The sequence below is a fragment of the Pseudomonas kilonensis genome, assembly GCF_001269885.1.
Taxonomy (GTDB): Bacteria; Pseudomonadota; Gammaproteobacteria; order Pseudomonadales; family Pseudomonadaceae; genus Aquipseudomonas; species Aquipseudomonas kilonensis.
This window is the reverse complement of the sequence record NZ_LHVH01000027.1, coordinates 50171-70568: the sequence shown is the minus strand read 5'-3', so window position 1 is coordinate 70568 and position 20398 is coordinate 50171. Positions and strand designations below refer to the sequence as shown.

The 20398-nt window shown below is 59.3% G+C and carries 18 protein-coding genes; 15 read left to right on the top strand and 3 right to left on the bottom strand.

The annotated features are described in order from the left end of the window. Positions 1–43: 43 nt before the first annotated feature. Both AD662_RS20870 and AD662_RS20865 read left to right on the top strand, forming a co-directional pair. Positions 44–355: a DUF485 domain-containing protein gene (locus AD662_RS20870; protein WP_014339591.1), complete on the top strand. Its 312-nt coding sequence runs from the start codon at positions 44–46 to the stop codon at positions 353–355. Then, the gene (locus tag AD662_RS20865; RefSeq protein ID WP_053182279.1) at positions 352–2010 is read left to right on the top strand and encodes a cation acetate symporter; all 1659 of its coding nucleotides are present in this window, start codon (positions 352–354) and stop codon (positions 2008–2010) included. Before AD662_RS20870 ends, AD662_RS20865 begins: the two co-directional genes overlap by 4 nt. 608 nt (positions 2011–2618) lie before the next feature. Here AD662_RS20865 and AD662_RS29375 read toward each other — a convergent pair. Together AD662_RS29375 and gltA are read right to left on the bottom strand one after the other, a co-directional pair. Further along, positions 2619–2759, bottom strand: a complete 141-nt coding sequence (locus AD662_RS29375; protein ID WP_156334929.1) for a hypothetical protein — start codon at positions 2757–2759, stop codon at positions 2619–2621. Between the two features lie 403 nt (positions 2760–3162). After that, positions 3163–4452: a citrate synthase gene (gene gltA, locus AD662_RS20855; RefSeq protein WP_014339589.1), complete on the bottom strand. Its 1290-nt coding sequence runs from the start codon at positions 4450–4452 to the stop codon at positions 3163–3165. Positions 4453–4817: 365 nt separating this feature from the next. On the opposite strand from gltA, the gene sdhC reads away from it, so the two are divergent. From sdhC to AD662_RS20800, 11 genes are all read left to right on the top strand, one after another. Then, positions 4818–5192, top strand: a complete 375-nt coding sequence (gene sdhC / locus AD662_RS20850) for a succinate dehydrogenase, cytochrome b556 subunit (RefSeq protein WP_003179220.1) — start codon at positions 4818–4820, stop codon at positions 5190–5192. Then, positions 5186–5554: a succinate dehydrogenase, hydrophobic membrane anchor protein gene (gene sdhD / locus AD662_RS20845; RefSeq protein WP_014339587.1), complete on the top strand. Its 369-nt coding sequence runs from the start codon at positions 5186–5188 to the stop codon at positions 5552–5554. The genes sdhC and sdhD overlap by 7 nt, the downstream gene beginning before the upstream one ends. A 3-nt stretch (positions 5555–5557) precedes the next feature. Beyond that, complete coding sequence (sdhA, locus tag AD662_RS20840; RefSeq protein ID WP_014339586.1) at positions 5558–7330, top strand: succinate dehydrogenase flavoprotein subunit; 1773 nt, start codon at positions 5558–5560, stop codon at positions 7328–7330. 11 nt (positions 7331–7341) lie between these two features. Continuing rightward, positions 7342–8046, top strand: a complete 705-nt coding sequence (locus AD662_RS20835) for a succinate dehydrogenase iron-sulfur subunit (RefSeq protein ID WP_018610098.1) — start codon at positions 7342–7344, stop codon at positions 8044–8046. 262 nt (positions 8047–8308) lie between these two features. Then, the gene (locus AD662_RS20830) at positions 8309–11140 is read left to right on the top strand and encodes a 2-oxoglutarate dehydrogenase E1 component (RefSeq protein WP_053189660.1); all 2832 of its coding nucleotides are present in this window, start codon (positions 8309–8311) and stop codon (positions 11138–11140) included. 44 nt (positions 11141–11184) lie between these two features. Then, a complete protein-coding gene (odhB, locus tag AD662_RS20825) occupies positions 11185–12405 on the top strand; it encodes a 2-oxoglutarate dehydrogenase complex dihydrolipoyllysine-residue succinyltransferase (protein ID WP_014339583.1) in 1221 nt (406 codons plus the stop codon). Between the two features lie 113 nt (positions 12406–12518). Continuing rightward, positions 12519–13955, top strand: a complete 1437-nt coding sequence (lpdA, locus tag AD662_RS20820; protein WP_018610102.1) for a dihydrolipoyl dehydrogenase — start codon at positions 12519–12521, stop codon at positions 13953–13955. A 196-nt stretch (positions 13956–14151) separates the two neighbouring features. Further along, positions 14152–15318 (top strand): ADP-forming succinate--CoA ligase subunit beta, encoded by a 1167-nt coding sequence (gene sucC, locus AD662_RS20815; protein ID WP_007919879.1) that lies wholly within the window; start codon positions 14152–14154, stop codon positions 15316–15318. Further along, a complete protein-coding gene (gene sucD, locus AD662_RS20810; RefSeq protein ID WP_003179236.1) occupies positions 15318–16202 on the top strand; it encodes a succinate--CoA ligase subunit alpha in 885 nt (294 codons plus the stop codon). The genes sucC and sucD overlap by 1 nt, the downstream gene beginning before the upstream one ends. A gap of 480 nt (positions 16203–16682) precedes the next feature. Beyond that, positions 16683–17996, top strand: coding sequence for a branched-chain amino acid transport system II carrier protein (gene brnQ / locus AD662_RS20805; protein ID WP_018610108.1), 1314 nt, complete (start codon positions 16683–16685; stop codon positions 17994–17996). Positions 17997–18229: 233 nt separating this feature from the next. Continuing rightward, a complete protein-coding gene (locus AD662_RS20800) occupies positions 18230–18967 on the top strand; it encodes a DUF599 domain-containing protein (RefSeq protein ID WP_018610109.1) in 738 nt (245 codons plus the stop codon). 73 nt (positions 18968–19040) lie between these two features. On the opposite strand, the gene AD662_RS20795 is transcribed toward AD662_RS20800, so the two are convergent. After that, positions 19041–19301 (bottom strand): hypothetical protein, encoded by a 261-nt coding sequence (locus AD662_RS20795; RefSeq protein ID WP_053189659.1) that lies wholly within the window; start codon positions 19299–19301, stop codon positions 19041–19043. Between the two features lie 157 nt (positions 19302–19458). Here AD662_RS20795 and AD662_RS20790 point away from each other — a divergent pair, with 157 nt between their 5' ends. Continuing rightward, the gene (locus AD662_RS20790) at positions 19459–19935 is read left to right on the top strand and encodes a PaaI family thioesterase (protein WP_053189658.1); all 477 of its coding nucleotides are present in this window, start codon (positions 19459–19461) and stop codon (positions 19933–19935) included. Then, positions 19932–20393 (top strand): PaaI family thioesterase, encoded by a 462-nt coding sequence (locus AD662_RS20785; RefSeq protein WP_053189657.1) that lies wholly within the window; start codon positions 19932–19934, stop codon positions 20391–20393. Before AD662_RS20790 ends, AD662_RS20785 begins: the two co-directional genes overlap by 4 nt. Positions 20394–20398: the final 5 nt, after the last annotated feature.

The following is a 20398-nucleotide window of genomic DNA, read 5'->3' as shown; positions in this document are numbered from 1 at the left end:
GTAGGGTTGTTCCAATTAAATCTGTGCTGCGAGGATAAAAACAATGAACGACAGCATTTACCTCTCGATTCAAAACAGCCCGCGCTTCAAGGAGCTGGTGAGAAAAAGGGAAAAGTTCGCCTGGATTCTCTCGGCGATCATGCTTGGGCTGTATTCCGGCTTCATTCTTCTGATCGCCTACGGGCCACACATTCTCGGGGCCAAGATCTCGCCTGAGTCCACTATCACCTGGGGCATTCCCATCGGTGTCGGCCTGATTCTCTCGGCCTTCATCCTGACTGGTATCTACGTACGGCGCGCCAACGGCGAGTTCGACGACTTGAACAATGCGATTCTCAAGGAGGCTCAGCAATGATCCGGCGTCTACTGGCTCTATTGAGCATCGCAGCGTTCGCCCCGGGCGCCTGGGCGGCTGAAGCCCTGACCGGCGCCGTGCAGAAACAACCCCTCAACGTCGCGGCTATCCTGATGTTCGTGGCCTTCGTCGGCGCGACTTTGTATATCACCTACTGGGCGTCCAAGAAAAACAACTCGGCGGCCGACTACTATGCGGCCGGCGGCAAGATCACCGGCTTCCAGAACGGCCTGGCCATTGCCGGCGACTACATGTCGGCGGCGTCCTTCCTGGGGATTTCCGCGCTGGTGTTCACCTCGGGCTACGATGGCTTGATCTACTCCATCGGCTTCCTGGTGGGCTGGCCGATCATCCTGTTCCTGATCGCCGAGCGCCTGCGTAACCTGGGTAAATATACCTTTGCCGACGTGGCATCCTACCGCCTGGGGCAAACCCAGATCCGCACCCTGTCTGCCAGCGGCTCGCTGGTGGTGGTGGCGTTCTACCTGATCGCGCAAATGGTCGGTGCCGGCAAGCTGATCCAGCTGCTGTTCGGCCTGGACTACCACGTTGCGGTGATCCTGGTCGGTATCCTGATGTGCCTCTACGTGTTGTTCGGCGGCATGCTGGCCACCACCTGGGTACAGATCATCAAAGCGGTGCTGTTGCTCTCGGGGGCTTCGTTCATGGCCCTGATGGTCATGAAGCACGTCAACTTCGACTTCAACATGCTGTTTGCCGAGGCGGTCAAGGTTCACCCTAAAGGTGAGGCGATCATGAGCCCAGGCGGCCTGGTGAAGGATCCGATCTCGGCCTTCTCCCTGGGGCTGGCGCTGATGTTCGGTACCGCTGGCCTGCCGCACATCCTGATGCGCTTCTTCACCGTGAGCGACGCCAAGGAAGCGCGCAAGAGCGTGCTGTATGCCACTGGCTTCATCGGTTACTTCTACATCCTGACCTTCATCATCGGCTTCGGCGCGATCCTGCTGGTCAGCACCAACCCGGCCTTCAAGGACGCGGCAGGTGCCTTGCTCGGCGGCAACAACATGGCGGCGGTGCACCTGGCCAACGCTGTGGGCGGCAGTATCTTCCTGGGCTTCATCTCGGCGGTAGCCTTTGCCACCATCCTGGCGGTCGTCGCGGGCCTGACCCTGGCCGGTGCTTCGGCGGTGTCCCATGACCTGTATGCCAGTGTGATCAAGAAAGGCAAGGCCAACGAGAAGGACGAGATTCGCGTCTCGAAAATCACCACCATCGCCCTGGCGGTGCTGGCGATCGGCCTGGGTATCCTGTTCGAGAAGCAGAACATCGCGTTCATGGTGGGCCTGGCGTTCTCCATCGCGGCGAGCTGCAACTTCCCGGTACTGCTGCTCTCGATGTACTGGAAGAAGCTGACCACCCGTGGCGCCATGATTGGCGGCTGGCTGGGCCTGGTCAGTGCCGTGGGCCTGATGGTGCTCGGTCCGACCATCTGGGTGCAGATCATGGGTCACGAGAAGGCGATCTTCCCGTATGAATACCCTGCGCTGTTCTCGATGGCCATTGCCTTTGTCGGCATCTGGTTCTTCTCCATCACCGACAAGTCGACTGAAGGTGCCAACGAGCGGGCGCTGTTCTTCCCGCAGTTCGTGCGTTCGCAGACTGGCCTGGGGGCGAGTGGGGCGGTTAACCATTGATGTAGAGATAAGTGCTTGAAGAAATACCCCGGTCGAGAGGCTGGGGTATTTTTTTGTGTGCGATAACTGCGGTTTGAGTGATGACGCCTTCGCGAGCAAGCCCGCTCCCACAGGTAATGCTGTTCACTTAAGGCTGTGGATTGGGGTAAGGGTGTATATCCGTTGCTGCGGTAACGGCTACTTATGGTTCCGCTCTTACAGCGGGTCACTTTTGGAAGAGCGCCAAAAGTAACCAAAAGCGCTCTGCCCCACCACTCGGCACCTCGCCTAGGCTCGGTGTGCCCTCACTCCGGCATTGCTCCGTGGGCCGCCGCGAAGGGCCATCCATGGCCCAGCGCGGCTACCTCGGCATCCATGCCGAGGTGCCCACTGCGCAATGCCTGCGTTCGGCCGTCGTGGTTAACGGGGCGCCGAGATCAACGTCCACCGCGAGGCGGCCTGATAGCCGACCTGGTTCTTGGTGGGACCGCGTTTCCCCTGTGGGAGCGGGCTTGCTCGCGAAGAGGTCGGAGCAGTCAGCATCTTCAACGCATGTGCCATCGCCTTCGCGAGCAGACTCGCTCCCATACAGTTGGATTGAAGCACAGCCGCCAGAGACAGGTCGGCTATCAGGCCGCCTCGTTTCTGATCTTGATCTGGGGCGCCCCGTTAACCACGCTGGCCGAACGCAGGCATTGCGCAGTGGGCATCCCGGCATGGATGCCGGGATAGCCGCGCTGGGCCATGGATGGCCCTTCGCGGCGGCCCACGGAGCAATGCCGGAGTGAGGGCACACCGAGCCTAAGCGAGGTGCCAAGTGGTGGGGCAAGAGCGTTTTGCTTACTTTTGCGCTTCTCAAAAGTGAGCCGCCGTCAGGGCGGAACCCTAAGCAGCCGTTACCGCAGCAACGGATATGTACCCAATCCAATCCAACCCAACCCCAAAGGAAGCGGCGCTCCCTCGGAAAAGCGCCGTTTCCTTAAGTGAACAGCACTACGCTCCCACAGGGGATTTGCGTCGTACACAGAGTCCAATGTGGGAGCGAGCTCGCTCGCGAAGGTGTCGGACCAGTCGCCGCAGATATCAAAGAGGGCCTAAACAAAACAGCCCCTGCTCTTATATAAGAAGCAGGGGCTGTTTCAGTGCAGCGTGGAACCTATGGCAAGGCAGGCCTTACTTGCGGTCTTCCAGCTGAGTAATGTCACGCGACTCGTAGCCGGTGTACAGCTGGCGCGGACGGCCGATCTTGTACGGGCTGGAGAGCATTTCCTTCCAGTGGGAAATCCAGCCGACGGTCCGCGCCAGGGCGAAGATCACGGTGAACATGCTGGTTGGAATGCCGATCGCCTTGAGGATGATCCCCGAGTAGAAGTCGACGTTCGGGTACAGCGAGCGCTCGATGAAGTATGGGTCGGTCAGGGCGATCTCTTCCAGGCGCATGGCCAGTTCGAGTTGCGGATCGTTTGTGATCCCCAGTTCCTTGAGCACTTCGTCGCAGGTCTGCTTCATGACGGTGGCGCGCGGGTCGCGGTTCTTGTAGACCCGGTGACCGAAGCCCATCAGCTTGAACGGATCGTTCTTGTCCTTGGCCTTGGCGATGAACTTGTCGATGTTGGAGACATCGCCGATTTCATCGAGCATGGTCAGTACCGCTTCGTTGGCACCGCCGTGGGCAGGGCCCCAGAGCGCGGCGATACCGGCGGCGATACAGGCGAACGGGTTGGCACCCGAGGAGCCGGCCAGGCGCACGGTGGACGTGGAGGCGTTCTGCTCGTGGTCGGCATGGAGGATGAAGATCCGGTCCATGGCCTTGGCGAGCACCGGGCTGATCGGTTTGATCTCGCACGGGGTGTTGAACATCATATGCAGGAAGTTCTCTGCATAGGTCAGGTCGTTGCGCGGGTACATCATGGGCTGGCCCATGGAGTACTTGTAGACCATGGCTGCCAGGGTCGGCATCTTCGCCACCAGGCGGATCGCGGAGATTTCGCGATGCTGGGGGTTATTGATGTCCAGGGAGTCGTGGTAGAAGGCCGAGAGGGCGCCGACAACGCCGCACATGACGGCCATCGGGTGGGCATCGCGACGGAAGCCGTTGAAGAAGGTCTTCAACTGCTCGTGAACCATGGTGTGGTTCTTCACGGTGCTGACGAACTGGGCCTTTTGCTCTGCGGTTGGCAGCTCGCCATTGAGCAGCAGGTAGCAGGTTTCCAGGTAGTCCGATTTTTCAGCCAGTTGCTCGATCGGGTAGCCGCGGTGCAGCAGGATGCCGTTGTCGCCGTCGATGTAGGTGATCTTCGACTCGCACGAGGCGGTCGACATGAAACCTGGGTCAAAGGTGAAACGGCCCGTGGCCGTCAGGCCCCGTACGTCGATTACATCGGGACCAACGGTGCCGGTTAAAATGGGCAGCTCGACGGGGGCTGCGCCCTCGATGATCAACTGCGCTTTTTTGTCAGCCATGTGGCCTCCTATTAATGCTTGAAATCATCAGACAGACCCCCCACGCAGGGCCCGCACCACTATAGTGAGATAAATCCGAAAGTCAATTTGCCTAAAGTCTTGCTCCAGAAGGCTTTAACCGGACTTTTTCCGCGAAATTGCCTGCCGTTTACGCCTTTTACGCCATATGTGCAATGCGCTATTAGGGGAAGGTGAACGCGTTGTCATTAGTAGCCTAACTGTCTATACTCGGCCACCGACCGCCAGGGGCTTTTGGGCCTGCTTTCTTGGGGGTCGTCACTCCCTGGGTGGTGAGTACCTGACCAGTGCGCGCCCCAACAACTTTGCCCTGATTGTTAGGGGCTCTTCAGTGTGAAAAAAAAGCCGTGAAAAGCCAACGACCTGTAAACCTAGACCTAAGGACCATCAAACTCCCAGTCACTGCTTACACGTCCATTCTTCACCGTATTTCCGGTGTCATCCTCTTCGTCAGCCTGGCCATCATGCTTTATGCATTGGACAAGTCGCTCGATTCGGAAGAAGGCTTCGGTCAGGTGAAAGCGTGTCTGACCAGTCCGCTAGCCAAGCTAGTGATTTGGGGCATCCTGTCCGCCTTGCTGTATCACTTGGTTGCCGGTGTGCGCCATTTGATCATGGACATGGGCATCGGTGAGACGCTGGAAGGCGGCAAGCTGGGCTCGAAAATCATTATCGCCGTGTCTGCGGTGCTGATCGTTCTGGCAGGAGTCTGGATATGGTAACCAACGTCACGAACCTTTCGCGTTCGGGCCTCTACGACTGGATGGCCCAGCGTGTGTCTGCGGTCGTTCTCGCGGCTTACTTCATTTTCCTGATCGGATATGTCGTGGCAAACCCTGGCATTGGCTACGCCCAATGGCATGAACTGTTCGCAAACAACTGGATGCGCATCTTCAGTCTGCTGGCACTTGTCGCACTGGGCGCTCACGCCTGGGTCGGCATGTGGACCATCGCGACCGACTACCTGACGCCAATGGCGTTCGGCAAATCGGCGACTGCCGTACGTTTCCTCTTCCAGGCAGTATGCGGCGTTGCGATGTTCGCTTACTTCGTCTGGGGTGTGCAGATTCTCTGGGGTATCTGATCCATGGCTAACATTCCAACGATTTCTTTCGACGCCATCATCATTGGTGGTGGCGGTGCCGGCATGCGCGCGGCGCTGCAACTGGCACAGGGCGGTCACAAGACTGCCGTGATCACCAAGGTCTTCCCGACCCGTTCGCACACTGTTTCCGCCCAGGGCGGCATCACCTGCGCCATCGCTTCGGCCGACCCGAACGACGACTGGCGCTGGCACATGTACGATACCGTCAAGGGTTCCGACTATATCGGTGACCAGGACGCTATCGAATACATGTGTCAGGAAGGCCCGGCTGCCGTTTACGAGCTGGACCACATGGGCATGCCTTTCTCGCGTACCGAGCAAGGTCGTATCTACCAGCGTCCGTTCGGTGGCCAGTCCAAGGACTACGGCAAGGGCGGTCAGGCTGCACGTACTTGCGCAGCGTCCGACCGTACCGGTCACGCACTGCTGCACACCCTTTACCAGGGCAACCTGAAAGCCGGTACCGTGTTCCTGAACGAGTACTACGCTGTCGATCTGGTGAAGAACCAGGATGGCGCTTTTGTCGGCGTGATCGCGATCTGCATCGAAACCGGCGAAACCACCTACATCCGCGCCAAGGCCACCGTACTGGCGACCGGCGGTGCAGGTCGTATCTATGCCTCCACCACCAATGCCCTGATCAACACCGGTGACGGCGTCGGCATGGCCCTGCGTGCAGGCGTACCGGTGCAAGACATCGAAATGTGGCAGTTCCACCCAACCGGCATCGCCGGCGCCGGTGTACTGGTCACCGAAGGTTGCCGCGGTGAAGGCGGTTACCTGATCAACAAGCACGGCGAGCGTTTCATGGAGCGTTATGCTCCGAACGCCAAGGACCTTGCCGGTCGTGACGTGGTTGCCCGTTCGATGGTTAAAGAGATCATCGCCGGTAACGGCTGTGGCCCGAATGGCGACCACGTGATGCTCAAGCTCGACCACCTGGGCGAGGAAGTGCTGCACAGCCGCCTGCCAGGCATCTGCGAGCTGTCCAAGACCTTCGCTCACGTCGACCCGGTCGTTGCGCCAGTTCCAGTAGTTCCAACTTGCCACTATATGATGGGCGGCGTTGCCACCAACATTCATGGCCAGGCAATCACCCAGAACGCCGAAGGCGTGGACGAAATCATCCCTGGCCTGTTCGCAGTGGGTGAAGTGGCCTGCGTATCGGTCCACGGTGCCAACCGCCTGGGCGGCAACTCGTTGCTCGACCTGGTGGTCTTCGGTCGCGCTGCTGGCCTGCACCTGGAAAAAGCCCTGTCCGACGGTATCGAATACGACGATGCCACCGACGCCAACATCGAAGCTGCCCTGGCGCGTCTGTCCGCTCTGAACGAGCGTACCGAAGGCGAAGACGTGGCGACCCTGCGTCGCGAATTGCAAAACTGCATGCAGAACTACTTCGGTGTATTCCGTACCGGCGAATACATGCAGAAGGGTATTGCCCAGTTGGCGCAATTGCGTGAACGAATCGCCAACGTGAAGATCAACGATAAGTCGCAGGCGTTCAACACTGCCCGTATCGAAGCGCTGGAATTGCAGAACCTGCTGGAAGTGGCTGAAGCTACCGCCATTGCTGCCGAAGTACGTAAAGAGTCCCGCGGCGCTCACGCCCGTGAAGACTTCGAAGATCGTGACGACGAAAACTGGCTGTGCCACACCCTTTACTTCCCGGGTGACAAGCGCGTGACCAAGCGTGCTGTGAACTTCTCGCCGAAGACTGTTCCGACTTTTGAACCTAAGATTCGGACTTATTAAGGGTGGCCGCCATGTTGCAAGTCAGTGTTTATCGCTACAACCCTGATCAGGACGCTGCGCCGTTCATGCAGGATTTCCAGGTCGATACCGGTGGTAAAGACCTGATGGTGCTGGACGTGCTGGCCCTGATCAAAGAGCAGGACGAGGGTTTCTCCTATCGTCGCTCTTGCCGTGAGGGCGTTTGCGGCTCCGACGGCATGAACATCAACGGCAAGAACGGCCTGGCCTGCATCACACCGCTGTCTGCGGTGGTCAAGGGCAACAAGCTGATCGTTCGTCCGTTGCCAGGTTTGCCGGTTATCCGTGACTTGGTCGTCGATATGAGCATCTTCTACAAGCAATACGAGAAGGTGAAGCCATACCTGCAGAACGACACGCCGGCTCCGGCCATCGAGCGTCTGCAGTCCCCAGAAGAGCGTGAGAAGCTCGACGGTCTGTACGAGTGCATCCTGTGCGCTTGCTGCTCGACCTCGTGCCCATCCTTCTGGTGGAACCCGGACAAGTTCCTGGGCCCGGCCGCCCTGCTGCAAGCGTACCGCTTCCTGGCAGACAGCCGTGACACCAAGACGTCCGAGCGTCTGGCTGCACTGGATGACCCGTTCAGCGTATTCCGCTGCCGCGGGATCATGAACTGCGTCAACGTCTGCCCGAAAGGCCTGAACCCGACTAAGGCCATCGGTCACGTACGTAACATGCTGCTGCAGAGCGGCGTGTGATTCAGCTGCTGTACCCGTAGGACCGCTTTACCCGTAGAAGGCCAGGCGCGGGCTTCAACCCGCGCTGAGGCTATAACCAGAACAGCCGCTTACAAAGCGGCGGTTCTTATTTTGAAGAAATGAGACAAGCAGGGGCATCCGGGCTGGTACCCGGACTATCAGCGTGATCCTAAGTGGCTTGTTTTAGTCGCTGCACTCGGACTTCTGCAAGTTTGCTCGGTGTTTTCGCCGATGGTGTTCCCCTAATCGAGGGTGACCAAGCATGCAAGAAAGCGTGATGCAGCGCATGTGGAACAGTGCCCACCTTTCCGGTGGTAACGCTGCCTATGTGGAAGAGCTTTACGAGCTCTACCTGCACGACCCTAACGCTGTGCCAGAAGAATGGCGCACCTACTTTCAGAAGTTGCCGGCTGACGGTAACTCTGCCACTGATGTTTCGCACTCGACGATTCGCGATCATTTCGTGTTGCTGGCAAAGAACCAGCGCCGCGCTCAACCGGTGTCTGCCGGCAGCGTGAGCAGTGAACACGAGAAGAAGCAAGTTGAAGTGCTGCGACTGATCCAGGCCTACCGGATGCGTGGCCACCAGTCAGCCCAGCTTGACCCGCTGGGGCTGTGGCAGCGTCCTGCACCTGCAGACCTGTCGATCACTCACTACGGCTTGACCAATGCCGATCTTGATACGACCTTCCGTGCCGGCGACCTGTTCATCGGCAAAGAGGAAGCGAGCCTACGCGAAATTCACGAAGCGTTGCAGCAGACATATTGCCGCACCATCGGCGCTGAATTTACGCATATCACCGATTCCGAGCAGCGCCAGTGGTTCCAGCAGCGTCTGGAAAGCGTGCGCGGCCGTCCGACGTACTCTGTCGACATCAAGAGCCACCTGCTTGAGCGCGTCACCGCCGGCGAAGGCCTCGAAAAATACCTCGGGACCAAATACCCGGGTACCAAGCGTTTCGGTCTGGAAGGCGGCGAGAGCCTGATTCCGATGCTCGACGAGTTGATCCAGCGTTCCGGTTCCTACGGCACCAAGGAAATCGTGATCGGCATGGCCCACCGTGGTCGCCTGAACGTGCTGGTCAACACCTTCGGCAAGAACCCGCGCGAGCTGTTCGACGAGTTCGAAGGCAAGAAGAAGGTCGAGCTGGGTTCCGGTGACGTGAAATACCACCAGGGCTTCTCGTCCAACGTGATGACCGCAGGTGGCGAAGTGCACCTGGCCATGGCGTTCAACCCGTCTCACCTGGAAATCGTTTCTCCAGTGGTCGAAGGTTCGGTCCGCGCCCGTCAGGATCGTCGTAACGACCCTACCGGCGAGAAGGTACTGCCGATCTCCATCCACGGTGACGCGGCATTCGCCGGTCAAGGCGTGGTCATGGAAACCTTCCAGATGTCGCAGACCCGCGGTTTCAAGACCGGCGGTACCGTGCACATCGTGATCAACAACCAGGTCGGTTTCACCATCAGCAACCCGCTGGACTCGCGCTCCACCGAGTATGCGACCGACGTTGCGAAGATGATCCAGGCGCCGATCCTCCATGTGAATGGTGATGATCCGGAAGCCGTGTTGTTCGTGACCCAGCTGGCCATCGACTACCGCATGCAGTTCAAGCGTGACGTGGTGATCGACCTGGTCTGCTACCGTCGTCGCGGCCACAACGAGGCCGACGAGCCAAGCGGCACCCAGCCAATCATGTATCAGCAGATCACCAAACAGCGCACCACCCGTGAGCTGTATGCCGATCATCTGACCCAGAGCGGTGTGCTGGACGTTGAGCGTGTTCAGGCGAAAGTCGACGAATACCGCAACGCGCTGGACAACGGTCTGCACGTGGTAAAAAGCCTGGTCAAAGAGCCGAACAAAGAGTTGTTCGTGGACTGGCGTCCGTATCTGGGCCACGCCTGGACCGCGCGTCACGACACTCGCTTCGATCTGAAAACCTTGCAGGAACTGTCCGCCAAGCTGCTGGAAATTCCGGAAGGCTTTGTGGTTCAGCGCCAGGTCGCGAAAATCTACGAAGACCGGCAGAAGATGCAAGCCGGCGGCCTGCCGATCAACTGGGGTTACGCCGAAACCATGGCGTACGCGACCCTGGCGTTCGAAGGTCACCCGATTCGCATGACGGGTCAGGACATCGGTCGCGGTACGTTCTCGCACCGTCACGCTGTCTTGCACAACCAGAAGGACGCGGGTACCTACGTCCCGCTGCAAAACCTGTACAAGGGCCAGCCACGTTTCGACCTGTACGATTCGTTCCTGTCCGAAGAAGCCGTGCTGGCGTTCGAATACGGTTACTCGACCACCACGCCTGAGGCGTTGGTGATCTGGGAAGCCCAGTTCGGCGACTTCGCCAACGGTGCCCAGGTGGTTGTCGACCAGTTCATCACCAGCGGCGAGCACAAGTGGGGCCGTCTCTGCGGTCTGACCATGCTGTTGCCACACGGTTATGAAGGGCAGGGGCCGGAGCACTCTTCGGCACGTCTGGAGCGTTACCTGCAACTGTGTGCCGAGCACAACGTCCAGGTCTGCGTACCGACCACGCCGGCACAGATCTACCACCTGCTGCGTCGTCAAGTCATCCGTCCGCTGCGCAAGCCGCTGATCGTGCTGACACCGAAGTCGCTGCTGCGTCACAAACTGGCGATCTCCACGCTCGAGGATCTGGCCGAAGGCTCGTTCCAGACCGTTATTTCGGAAATCGACACTCTGGACGCGGCGAAGGTCACTCGCCTGGTCATGTGCAGCGGCAAGGTCTACTACGACCTGCTGGAAAAACGTCGTGCCGAAGGCCGCGAAGACATCGCCATCGTGCGTATCGAGCAGCTTTACCCGTTCCCGGAAGAAGACCTGATGGAGGCCATCGCGCCTTACACCAACCTCACCCATGCGGTGTGGTGTCAGGAAGAGCCGATGAACCAAGGCGCGTGGTACAGCAGCCAGCATCACCTGCGTCGCAGCATCGGCAACCATAACAAGGCCCTGGGCCTGGAATATGCCGGCCGTGATGCTTCTGCTGCACCTGCGTGTGGTTATGCGTCGATGCACGCCGAGCAGCAGGAAAAACTGCTGCAAGATGCCTTCACTGTTTAACGCCTTCGCGCTGACTGAAACCGAATTTTAAGGACCCACAGATAATGGCTATCGAAATCAAAGCCCCGTCATTCCCGGAATCGGTTGCCGATGGCACCGTTGCCACCTGGCACAAGAAACCAGGCGAGGCCGTCAAGCGTGACGACCTGATCGTCGACATCGAGACCGACAAGGTCGTGCTGGAAGTATTGGCCGAAGCTGACGGCGTGCTGGGCGCAATCATTGCCGAGGAAGGCGCTACCGTTCTGTCGAACCAGGTCCTGGGCTCGATCGAAGAGGGCGGCGCTGCTGCCGCCGCTCCAGCCGCCGCTGCACCGGCTGCCGCCCAGGCTGCTGCTCCAGCCGCTGGTGGCGAAGACGATCCAGTCGCTGCCCCTGCTGCTCGCAAGCTGGCTGAAGAGAATGGCATCAACATCGCTTCCGTTGCCGGCACCGGCAAGGGTGGTCGCGTGACCAAGGAAGACGTGGTTGCAGCCGTTGCCGCCAAGAAAGCCGCTCCGGCCGCCGCGCCAGCCAAGCCTGCCGCACCTGCCGCTGCCGCTCCGGTGTTCGCTGCCGGTGACCGCGTTGAAAAACGCGTTCCGATGACCCGCGTTCGCGCTACCGTGGCCAAGCGTCTGGTAGAAGCCCAGTCGAACATGGCGATGCTGACCACTTTCAACGAAGTCGACATGACCGAAGTCATGGCCCTGCGTTCGAAGTACAAGGATCTGTTCGAGAAGTCCCACAACGGCGTACGCCTGGGCTTCATGTCGTTCTTCGTCAAGGCTGCCACCGAAGCGCTGAAACGCTTCCCGGCCGTCAACGCGTCGATCGACGGTTCCGACATCGTCTACCACGGCTACGCCGACATCGGTGTTGCTGTTTCCAGCGACCGTGGCCTGGTGGTTCCGGTACTGCGTAACGCCGAACTGATGAGCCTGGCCGAAATCGAAGGCGGCATCGCCACCTTCGGCAAGAAGGCCCGTGACGGCAAGCTGTCCATCGAAGAGATGACCGGCGGTACGTTCACCATCACCAACGGTGGTACATTCGGTTCGATGATGTCGACCCCGATCGTCAACCCGCCACAAGCGGCTATCCTGGGCATGCACAACATTCTGCAGCGTCCTATGGCGATCAATGGTCAGGTCGTGATTCGTCCGATGATGTACCTGGCACTGTCCTACGATCACCGCCTGATCGACGGCAAAGAAGCCGTGACGTTCCTGGTAACCATCAAGAACCTGCTTGAAGATCCGGCTCGTCTGCTGCTGGATATCTGATTTTCGCCGCGAGGGCCGGTCTGTTTTGACCGGCCTCTTGCTGAAACAACCGGTTTCGTCCCTCGACGGTCATCACAAGTGATCGTCCGGTTTGATTCGAAAAGGAATGACTCATGACTCAGAAATTCGACGTGGTAGTGATTGGTGCGGGCCCTGGCGGCTACGTAGCGGCCATCAAGGCTGCGCAACTGGGCCTTACCACTGCCTGCATCGAGAAATACACCGACAAGGAGGGCAAGCTGGCCCTCGGCGGTACTTGCCTGAACGTCGGTTGCATTCCTTCCAAGGCGCTGCTGGACAGCTCCTGGAAATACAAGGAAGCGAAAGAAAGCTTCAACGTTCACGGTATCTCTACCGGTGAAGTGAAAATGGACGTCGCCGCGATGGTTGGCCGCAAGGCTGGCATCGTCAAGAACCTGACCAGCGGTGTCGCCACCCTGTTCAAGGCCAACGGCGTGACCTCCATCGAAGGCCACGGCAAGTTGCTGATGGGCAAGAAAGTCGAAGTGACCAAGCCAGACGGTTCGGTTGAAGTGATCGAAGCCGAGAACGTCATCCTGGCGCCAGGCTCGCGTCCGATCGACATTCCACCGGCTCCGGTCGACCAGAACGTGATCGTCGACTCCACCGGTGCCCTGGAATTCCAGACCGTGCCAAAACGCCTGGGCGTGATCGGCGCTGGCGTGATCGGCCTCGAGCTGGGTTCGGTATGGTCGCGCCTGGGTGCGCAAGTGACCGTACTGGAAGCCCTCGATACCTTCCTGATGGCCGCTGACGCTGCGGTTTCCAAGGAAGCGCTGAAAACCCTGACCAAACAGGGCCTGGACATCAAGCTGGGCGCTCGCGTCACCGGTTCGAAGGTCAACGGCGAAGAAGTCGTGGTGACCTACACCGACACCAACGGCGAACAGACCATCACCTTCGACAAGCTGATCGTCGCGGTCGGCCGTCGTCCTGTGACTACCGACCTGTTGGCTGCCGACAGCGGCGTGGAAATCGACGAGCGCGGCTTCATTGCCGTCGACGACCAGTGCGCAACCGCAGTTCCGGGCGTCTTCGCCATCGGTGACGTGGTTCGCGGCATGATGCTGGCACACAAGGCATCCGAAGAAGGCATCATGGTTGTCGAGCGCATCAAGGGCCACAAAGCCCAGATGAACTACGACCTGATCCCTTCGGTTATCTACACCCACCCGGAAATCGCATGGGTTGGCAAGACCGAGCAGGCCTTGAAAGCCGAAGGCGTTGAAGTTAACGTCGGCACCTTCCCGTTTGCAGCCAGTGGCCGTGCCATGGCAGCCAACGATACCGGTGGTTTCGTGAAAGTCATCGCCGATGCCAAGACGGATCGCGTATTGGGCGTTCACGTCATTGGCCCAAGCGCTGCCGAGCTGGTACAGCAAGGCGCGATCGGCATGGAATTCGGCACCAGCGCTGAAGATCTGGGCATGATGGTCTTCTCCCATCCGACCCTGTCCGAAGCCTTGCACGAAGCGGCCCTGGCCGTAAATGGCGGCGCCATTCACGTGGCCAACCGCAAGAAGCGTTAATAGACAATAAGAAACCACGGCGGTATGGCCCGTCGTGAGCCTTGCGAGCAAGACTCACCGCGGAATATCCGCTGGACGCAGCCTTGCGTAGCCGAACCGGTTAACTGGAACGCTACGCAAGCAGCAGTCACAGGTGGTGCGGCACCAGAACGGTGCAGCACCGAATGCGCAGTACCTAACGAAGACGGTAATAAGCATGAATCTTCACGAGTATCAGGGTAAGCAGCTGTTCGCTGAGTACGGCCTGCCAGTATCCACCGGTTACGCGGTAGACACCCCGGAAGCGGCAGCAGAAGCTTGCGACAAAATCGGCGGCAGCGAATGGGTTGTCAAAGCCCAGGTTCACGCCGGTGGTCGCGGTAAAGCGGGCGGCGTCAAGCTGGTTCGCAGCAAAGAAGACGCCAAAGCCTTCGCACAGCAGTGGCTGGGCAAGCGTCTGGTGACTTACCAGACTGACGCCAACGGTCAGCCAGTGACCAAGATCCTGGTTGAATCGTGCACTGATATCGCTAAAGAGCTGTACCTGGGCGCTGTCGTTGACCGTTCGAGCCGCCGCATCGTGTTCATGGCTTCCACCGAAGGTGGCGTGGACATCGAGAAAATCGCTCACGATACCCCTGAGAAAATCCTCAAGGCCACCATCGATCCACTGGTTGGCGCACAGCCATTCCAGGGTCGCGAGCTGGCATTCCAGCTGGGCCTGGAAGGCAAGCAAGTTGCTCAGTTCGCCAAGATCTTCGTAGGTCTGGCCAAGCTGTTCAAGGATCACGACCTGGCGCTGCTGGAAGTGAACCCGCTGGTGATCAAGGCCGACGGCGACCTGCACTGCCTCGATGCCAAGATCAACATCGACGCCAACGCCATGTACCGTCAGCCTAAGCTGAAGACTTTCCACGATCCGTCGCAAGACGATCCGCGCGAAGCGCACGCTGCCAAGTTCGAACTGAACTACGTAGCCCTGGAAGGTAACATCGGCTGCATGGTCAACGGTGCTGGCCTGGCCATGGGTACCATGGACATCGTCAACCTGCATGGCGGCAAGCCAGCCAACTTCCTCGACGTGGGCGGCGGTGCTACCAAGGAACGCGTAACCGAAGCGTTCAAGATCATCCTGTCCGACACCAACGTCGCTGCAGTACTGGTCAACATCTTCGGCGGCATCGTTCGCTGCGACATGATTGCCGAAGGCATCATCGGCGCCGTGAAAGAAGTTGGCGTGAAAATCCCGGTTGTTGTTCGCCTTGAAGGCAACAACGCTGAGCTGGGCGCTAAAGTACTGGCAGAAAGCGGTTTGAACATCATCGCTGCTACCAGCCTGACCGACGCTGCTCAACAAGTTGTCAAAGCTGCGGAGGGCAAATAATGAGCGTCCTGATCAATAAAGACACCAAGGTTATCTGCCAGGGTATTACCGGTTCGCAAGGTAGTTTCCACACCCAGCAAGCCATCGAATACGGCACCAAGATGGTTGGCGGCGTAACACCGGGCAAGGGCGGCACCGAGCACCTGGGCCTGCCAGTGTTCAACACCGTGAAAGACGCTGTAGCCGCCACTGGCGCCACCGCCAGCGTGATCTACGTTCCAGCTCCTTTCTGCAAGGACTCCATCCTTGAAGCAGCGTTCGGCGGCATCAAGCTGATCGTCTGCATCACCGAAGGCATCCCGACCATCGACATGCTGGAAGCCAAGGTCAAGTGCGACGAGCTGGGTATCACCCTGATCGGCCCTAACTGCCCAGGCGTGATCACTCCAGGCGAATGCAAGATCGGCATCATGCCAGGTCACATTCACTTGCCAGGCAAGGTCGGTATCGTTTCCCGTTCCGGCACCCTGACCTACGAAGCTGTGAAGCAGACCACTGACGCCGGTTTCGGTCAGTCGACTTGCGTCGGCATCGGCGGTGACCCGATCCCAGGCTCGAACTTCATCGACATCCTGAAGCTGTTCCAGGAAGACCCGAAGACCGAAGCGATCGTCATGATCGGTGAGATCGGCGGTTCGGCTGAAGAAGAAGCGGCTGCCTACATCAAGGCCAACGTGACCAAGCCGGTTGTTTCCTACATCGCTGGTGTGACTGCTCCTCCGGGCAAGCGCATGGGCCATGCTGGCGCAATCATCTCTGGCGGCAAAGGCACTGCAGACGAGAAATTCGCTGCTCTGCAAGACGCAGGCGTGAAAACCGTGCGTTCGCTGGCAGACATCGGCAAGGCCCTGGCCGAGCTGACTGGCTGGGAAATGAAGAAGTAAGCTTCGGCTGACTTTTTTGTTCCAGCAACAAAGGCCACCTTCGGGTGGCCTTTGTCGTTTCTGGGGCCGTAGGGGCAAGGTTTTTGGGGTGCAGTCCACTCTGTGGGAGCAAGGCCCTGTGGGAGCAAGGCTTGCCCGCGATGCAGGCGACCCAGTTCTATCTGTCAAGTTCACGCTGACGCCATCGCGGGCAAGCCTTGCTCCCACAAAGCCTTGCTCCACAGATAAAGGCCCTTGCCACAGGGCCTTCGCAGGAAAATAGATACGTAAACGCGACACACGAACGTCGTGCATCGGATAGTTCGCCCCTTAACAGTGCGTTCTCTCGCTAAATTCGTTAGGCTAGCAGCCATTTTTGCGACCGCTGCCCACAAGGAAGCGCCGCGCTAAACGGGTCGGTCCCATACGGATCGGCAGCATTTCCCTCACCCATAAGGGAAATCCCTCTCTAAATTCCGATTCAGTAGTGTGGTTTCCTTAATGAAAGTGTTGAAAGGCCAGGACATCCTGGCGCTCGGTTTCATGACATTTGCCCTGTTCGTCGGGGCCGGCAACATCATCTTCCCGCCTATCGTCGGTTTGCAGTCCGGGCCTCATGTCTGGATGGCGGCGCTGGGCTTTTTGATCACGGCGGTCGGGCTGCCGGTCATCACGGTCGTTGCACTGGCCAAGGTGGGCGGGGCGATGGACGCCTTGAGCAGCCCCATCGGCAAGGTCGCCGGCGGCTTGCTGGCGGCGGTGTGCTACCTGGCCGTCGGCCCGTTGTTCGCCACGCCGCGTACCGCCACCGTTTCGTTCGAAGTCGGCTTGGCGCCGTTGACCGGTGAAAGCCCGCTGGCGCTGTTCCTCTACAGCGCAGCGTATTTCCTGCTGGTGTTTTTCATCTCGCTCTACCCGGGCCGCCTGCTGGACACCGTCGGACGCTTCCTCGCGCCACTGAAGATCATCGCCCTGGCCGTGCTCGGCATCGCGGCGTTTGTCTTGCCCACGGGTGATATCGGCGTGGCCACCCCCGAGTACATCGCGGCACCGTTCTCCCAAGGGTTCATCAATGGCTACCTGACCATGGATACCCTGGGCGCCTTGGTGTTCGGCATTGTCATCGTCAACGCGATCCGTTCCCGGGGCGTCGAGTCGCCGGCCTTGATCACCCGCTATGCGATCATCGCCGGGCTGATTGCCGGGGTGGGCCTGGCGCTGGTCTACGTCAGCCTGTTCCGCCTGGGTTCGGGCAGCCATGAAGTGGCCATGGGCGCGACCAACGGCGCGGCTGTGCTGCATGCCTACGTGCAACACACCTTCGGCAGCCTGGGCAGCGGTTTCCTGGCGGTGCTGATCTCCCTGGCGTGCCTGGTGACTGCTGTCGGCCTGACCTGCGCCTGCGCCGAGTACTTCAGCCGCGTACTGCCGCTGTCCTACAAGACCCTGGTCGTGATCCTGGCGGCCTTTTCGCTGCTGGTGTCCAACCTGGGCCTGACCAAGCTGATCGCCTTCTCGATTCCGGTCCTCACCGCGATCTACCCACCGTGTATCGCCCTGGTGGCCCTGAGCTTCTGCAAGGACTTCTGGCACGAGCAGGGGCGCATCGTTGGCCCGGTGATGCTGGTGTCATTCCTGTTTGGCCTGATCGATGCGCTCAAGGGCGCCGGCCTGGCGGACTGGATGCCGACGCAATTGGCCCATCTGCCGCTGAGCGAGCAAGGCCTGGCCTGGCTGGTGCCTTCGGTGATGACCCTGGCGGTCGCGGTGGTGTGCGATCGCCTGCTGGGCAAACGCAGCGAAGCGTTGGCTTAAGCGGCGATCGACAGGTCCACTGGTAAAACCCGAAATGCCCCGTATCAATCGATACGGGGCATTTTTTTTGAGTGCAGTGTCTTTTTCCGTGGACTGTGGGAGCGAGCCTGCTCGCGATAGCGTTGGAGCTGCCGACATCGAAGTGAACGTTATACCGCTATCGCGAGCAGGCTCGCTCCCACAGGGTTCGCTGATACTATTGCCACAGATTTTGTTTCGTCACAGGAAATCGAATGTCATTCATCCAAGCCAACCTGATCCATCTGCTTGCCGCCGCCTGGTTCATCATCTGCTGGGCGGGCTACACCCGTTATGCCACCTGGAAGGCGCGCGACACGGCCTGCCTGGCCAGTGTGATGCACCTGTACCGCGAAGACTGGATGCGCCGCATGCTGCTGCGTGAGAACCGTATCGCCGATGCCAGCGTGATCGGCAACCTGGAGCGCAACGCATCCTTTTTCGCCTCCAGCACACTGATCATCCTGGCCGGTATCCTGACAGTACTCGGGGCGTCCGATCGGGCGGTGTCGTTGCTGGCGGACATCCCCATGGTGCAGCAGGCTTCCCAGGGCATGGCGGAGGTCAAGTTGCTGTGCCTGGCACTGGTGTTCGTGTATGCGTTCTTCACGTTCAGTTGGTGCATGCGCCAGTACAACTTCGCGGCGGTCCTGATTGGCTCGGCCCCGATGATCGGCGAGCGCCATGTGTCGGAGCAAGAGCGCAAGGCCTTTGCACTAAGAGCGGCGCGAGTGATCTCCATGGCCGCCAACCAGTTCAACTTCGGCCTGCGTGCCTATTACTTCGGCATGACCATGTTGGCGTGGTTCGTCAGCCCCTGGTTATTCATGTTGATGAGTGCCGGCGTGGTGTTTGTGTTGTACCAGCGCGAGTTTCACTCCGATGTGCTGGACGTGATGGTCTATACCCCCACCGAAGCGCCAGTGTCCGAGGTGGGCAAGGAAGCGGCCTGACAGGCGACGCCGCCAAATCGCAGGCAAAAGAAAACCCGCACCAGGCGGGTTTTCTTTTGCCGCTAAAACCGTATCAGTTGGTTTTAGCTGGAGTAGCTGGAGTAGCTGGGGCTGCTTCTTTCGCGGCCGCTTCGTTCGATTCAGCCTGCTTTTTGGCGGCTTCGGCGTTTTCTTTCGCCGCGTCGTTCACTTTATCCTGTGCTTTGTTCATGTCTTGCTGAGCTTGCTCAGCGTGTTGTTGGGCATCTTGAGCTTTGTCCTCGGATTTTTTATCGCAGGCAGCGAGACCGAGGGAAGCGGCCAACATCAAGGCAATAGCAAAAGTCTTACGCATGGGGTGTTTCTCCTTATGGAAATAACTACTGGCCTTTTGAACGCCACCCCTCGGATTAAGTTCCTGTTGCATAACAGATATATAACTTTGCACTGCAACGGAACTTTGTGGATCGCGCCTGTCGTCAGGTCTCGTCACTCACTGGAGCGTTAATCAAATGGCCGAAGACCCCGTTTTTGAGCGTGCGACACGCTTTTTATCCGCACTCAGGCATTGCCAGGTGCTGGGCTTGAAGCTGCACAGCGCCAGCCGTGACGGGCTGACGGTCATCCTGCCGTTCAGCCCGCAAATCGTCGGCAATCCACTGACGGGCATCATCCACGGTGGCGCGTTGACCTCATTGATGGACACCGCGTGCGGCATGTCGACCCTATGTGTGCTGCCGCAATTCGAAGTCTGTCCCACCCTCGACCTGCGTATCGACTACATGCACGCCGCCGAGCCCCACAAGGATGTCTACGGCTTCGCGCAATGCTATCGGGTCACCCCGGACGTGATCTTCAGCCGGGGTTTCGCCTATCAGGACGACCCCGAGCAACCCATTGCGCATGCGGTGGGCACCTTCATGCGCCTGGGCCAGCATGCCAGGGGCATGGGGAAGGCCAGCCCGATGACCGCCGTGGGCCAGCCATGACCGATACCACTCAGGAACAACTGCGCCGCGCCTGTGAGCAGGGCGACTACGCGCTGCTGCTCGCCTCGATCCCCTATGCGCAACTGATTGGCGTCGAATGCACGCGCCAGGGCGACGACTTGGTGTTTCGCCTGCCGGCCAACAAAGACAACATTGGTAACCCTTTACTGCCGGCCATCCATGGCGGCGTCATCGCCGGTTTCATGGAACTGGCCGCTGCCGTGCATCTGTTGATCGCCACCGGCACGCCAGGCATACCGAAAATCATCGACTTTTCCCTGGATTACCTGCGCACCGGACAGTTTCGCGACACCTACGCCAAATGCCAGGTCTGGCGCCAGGGCCGGCGGGTCGCCAACGTCGCGATCACCGCCTGGCAAGACGTCGAGGCACAACCCATCGCCACCGCCCGGGCGCATTTCAAGATTCAGGAGCCGTCAAAACCGGATCGCCCTTGAGCTGA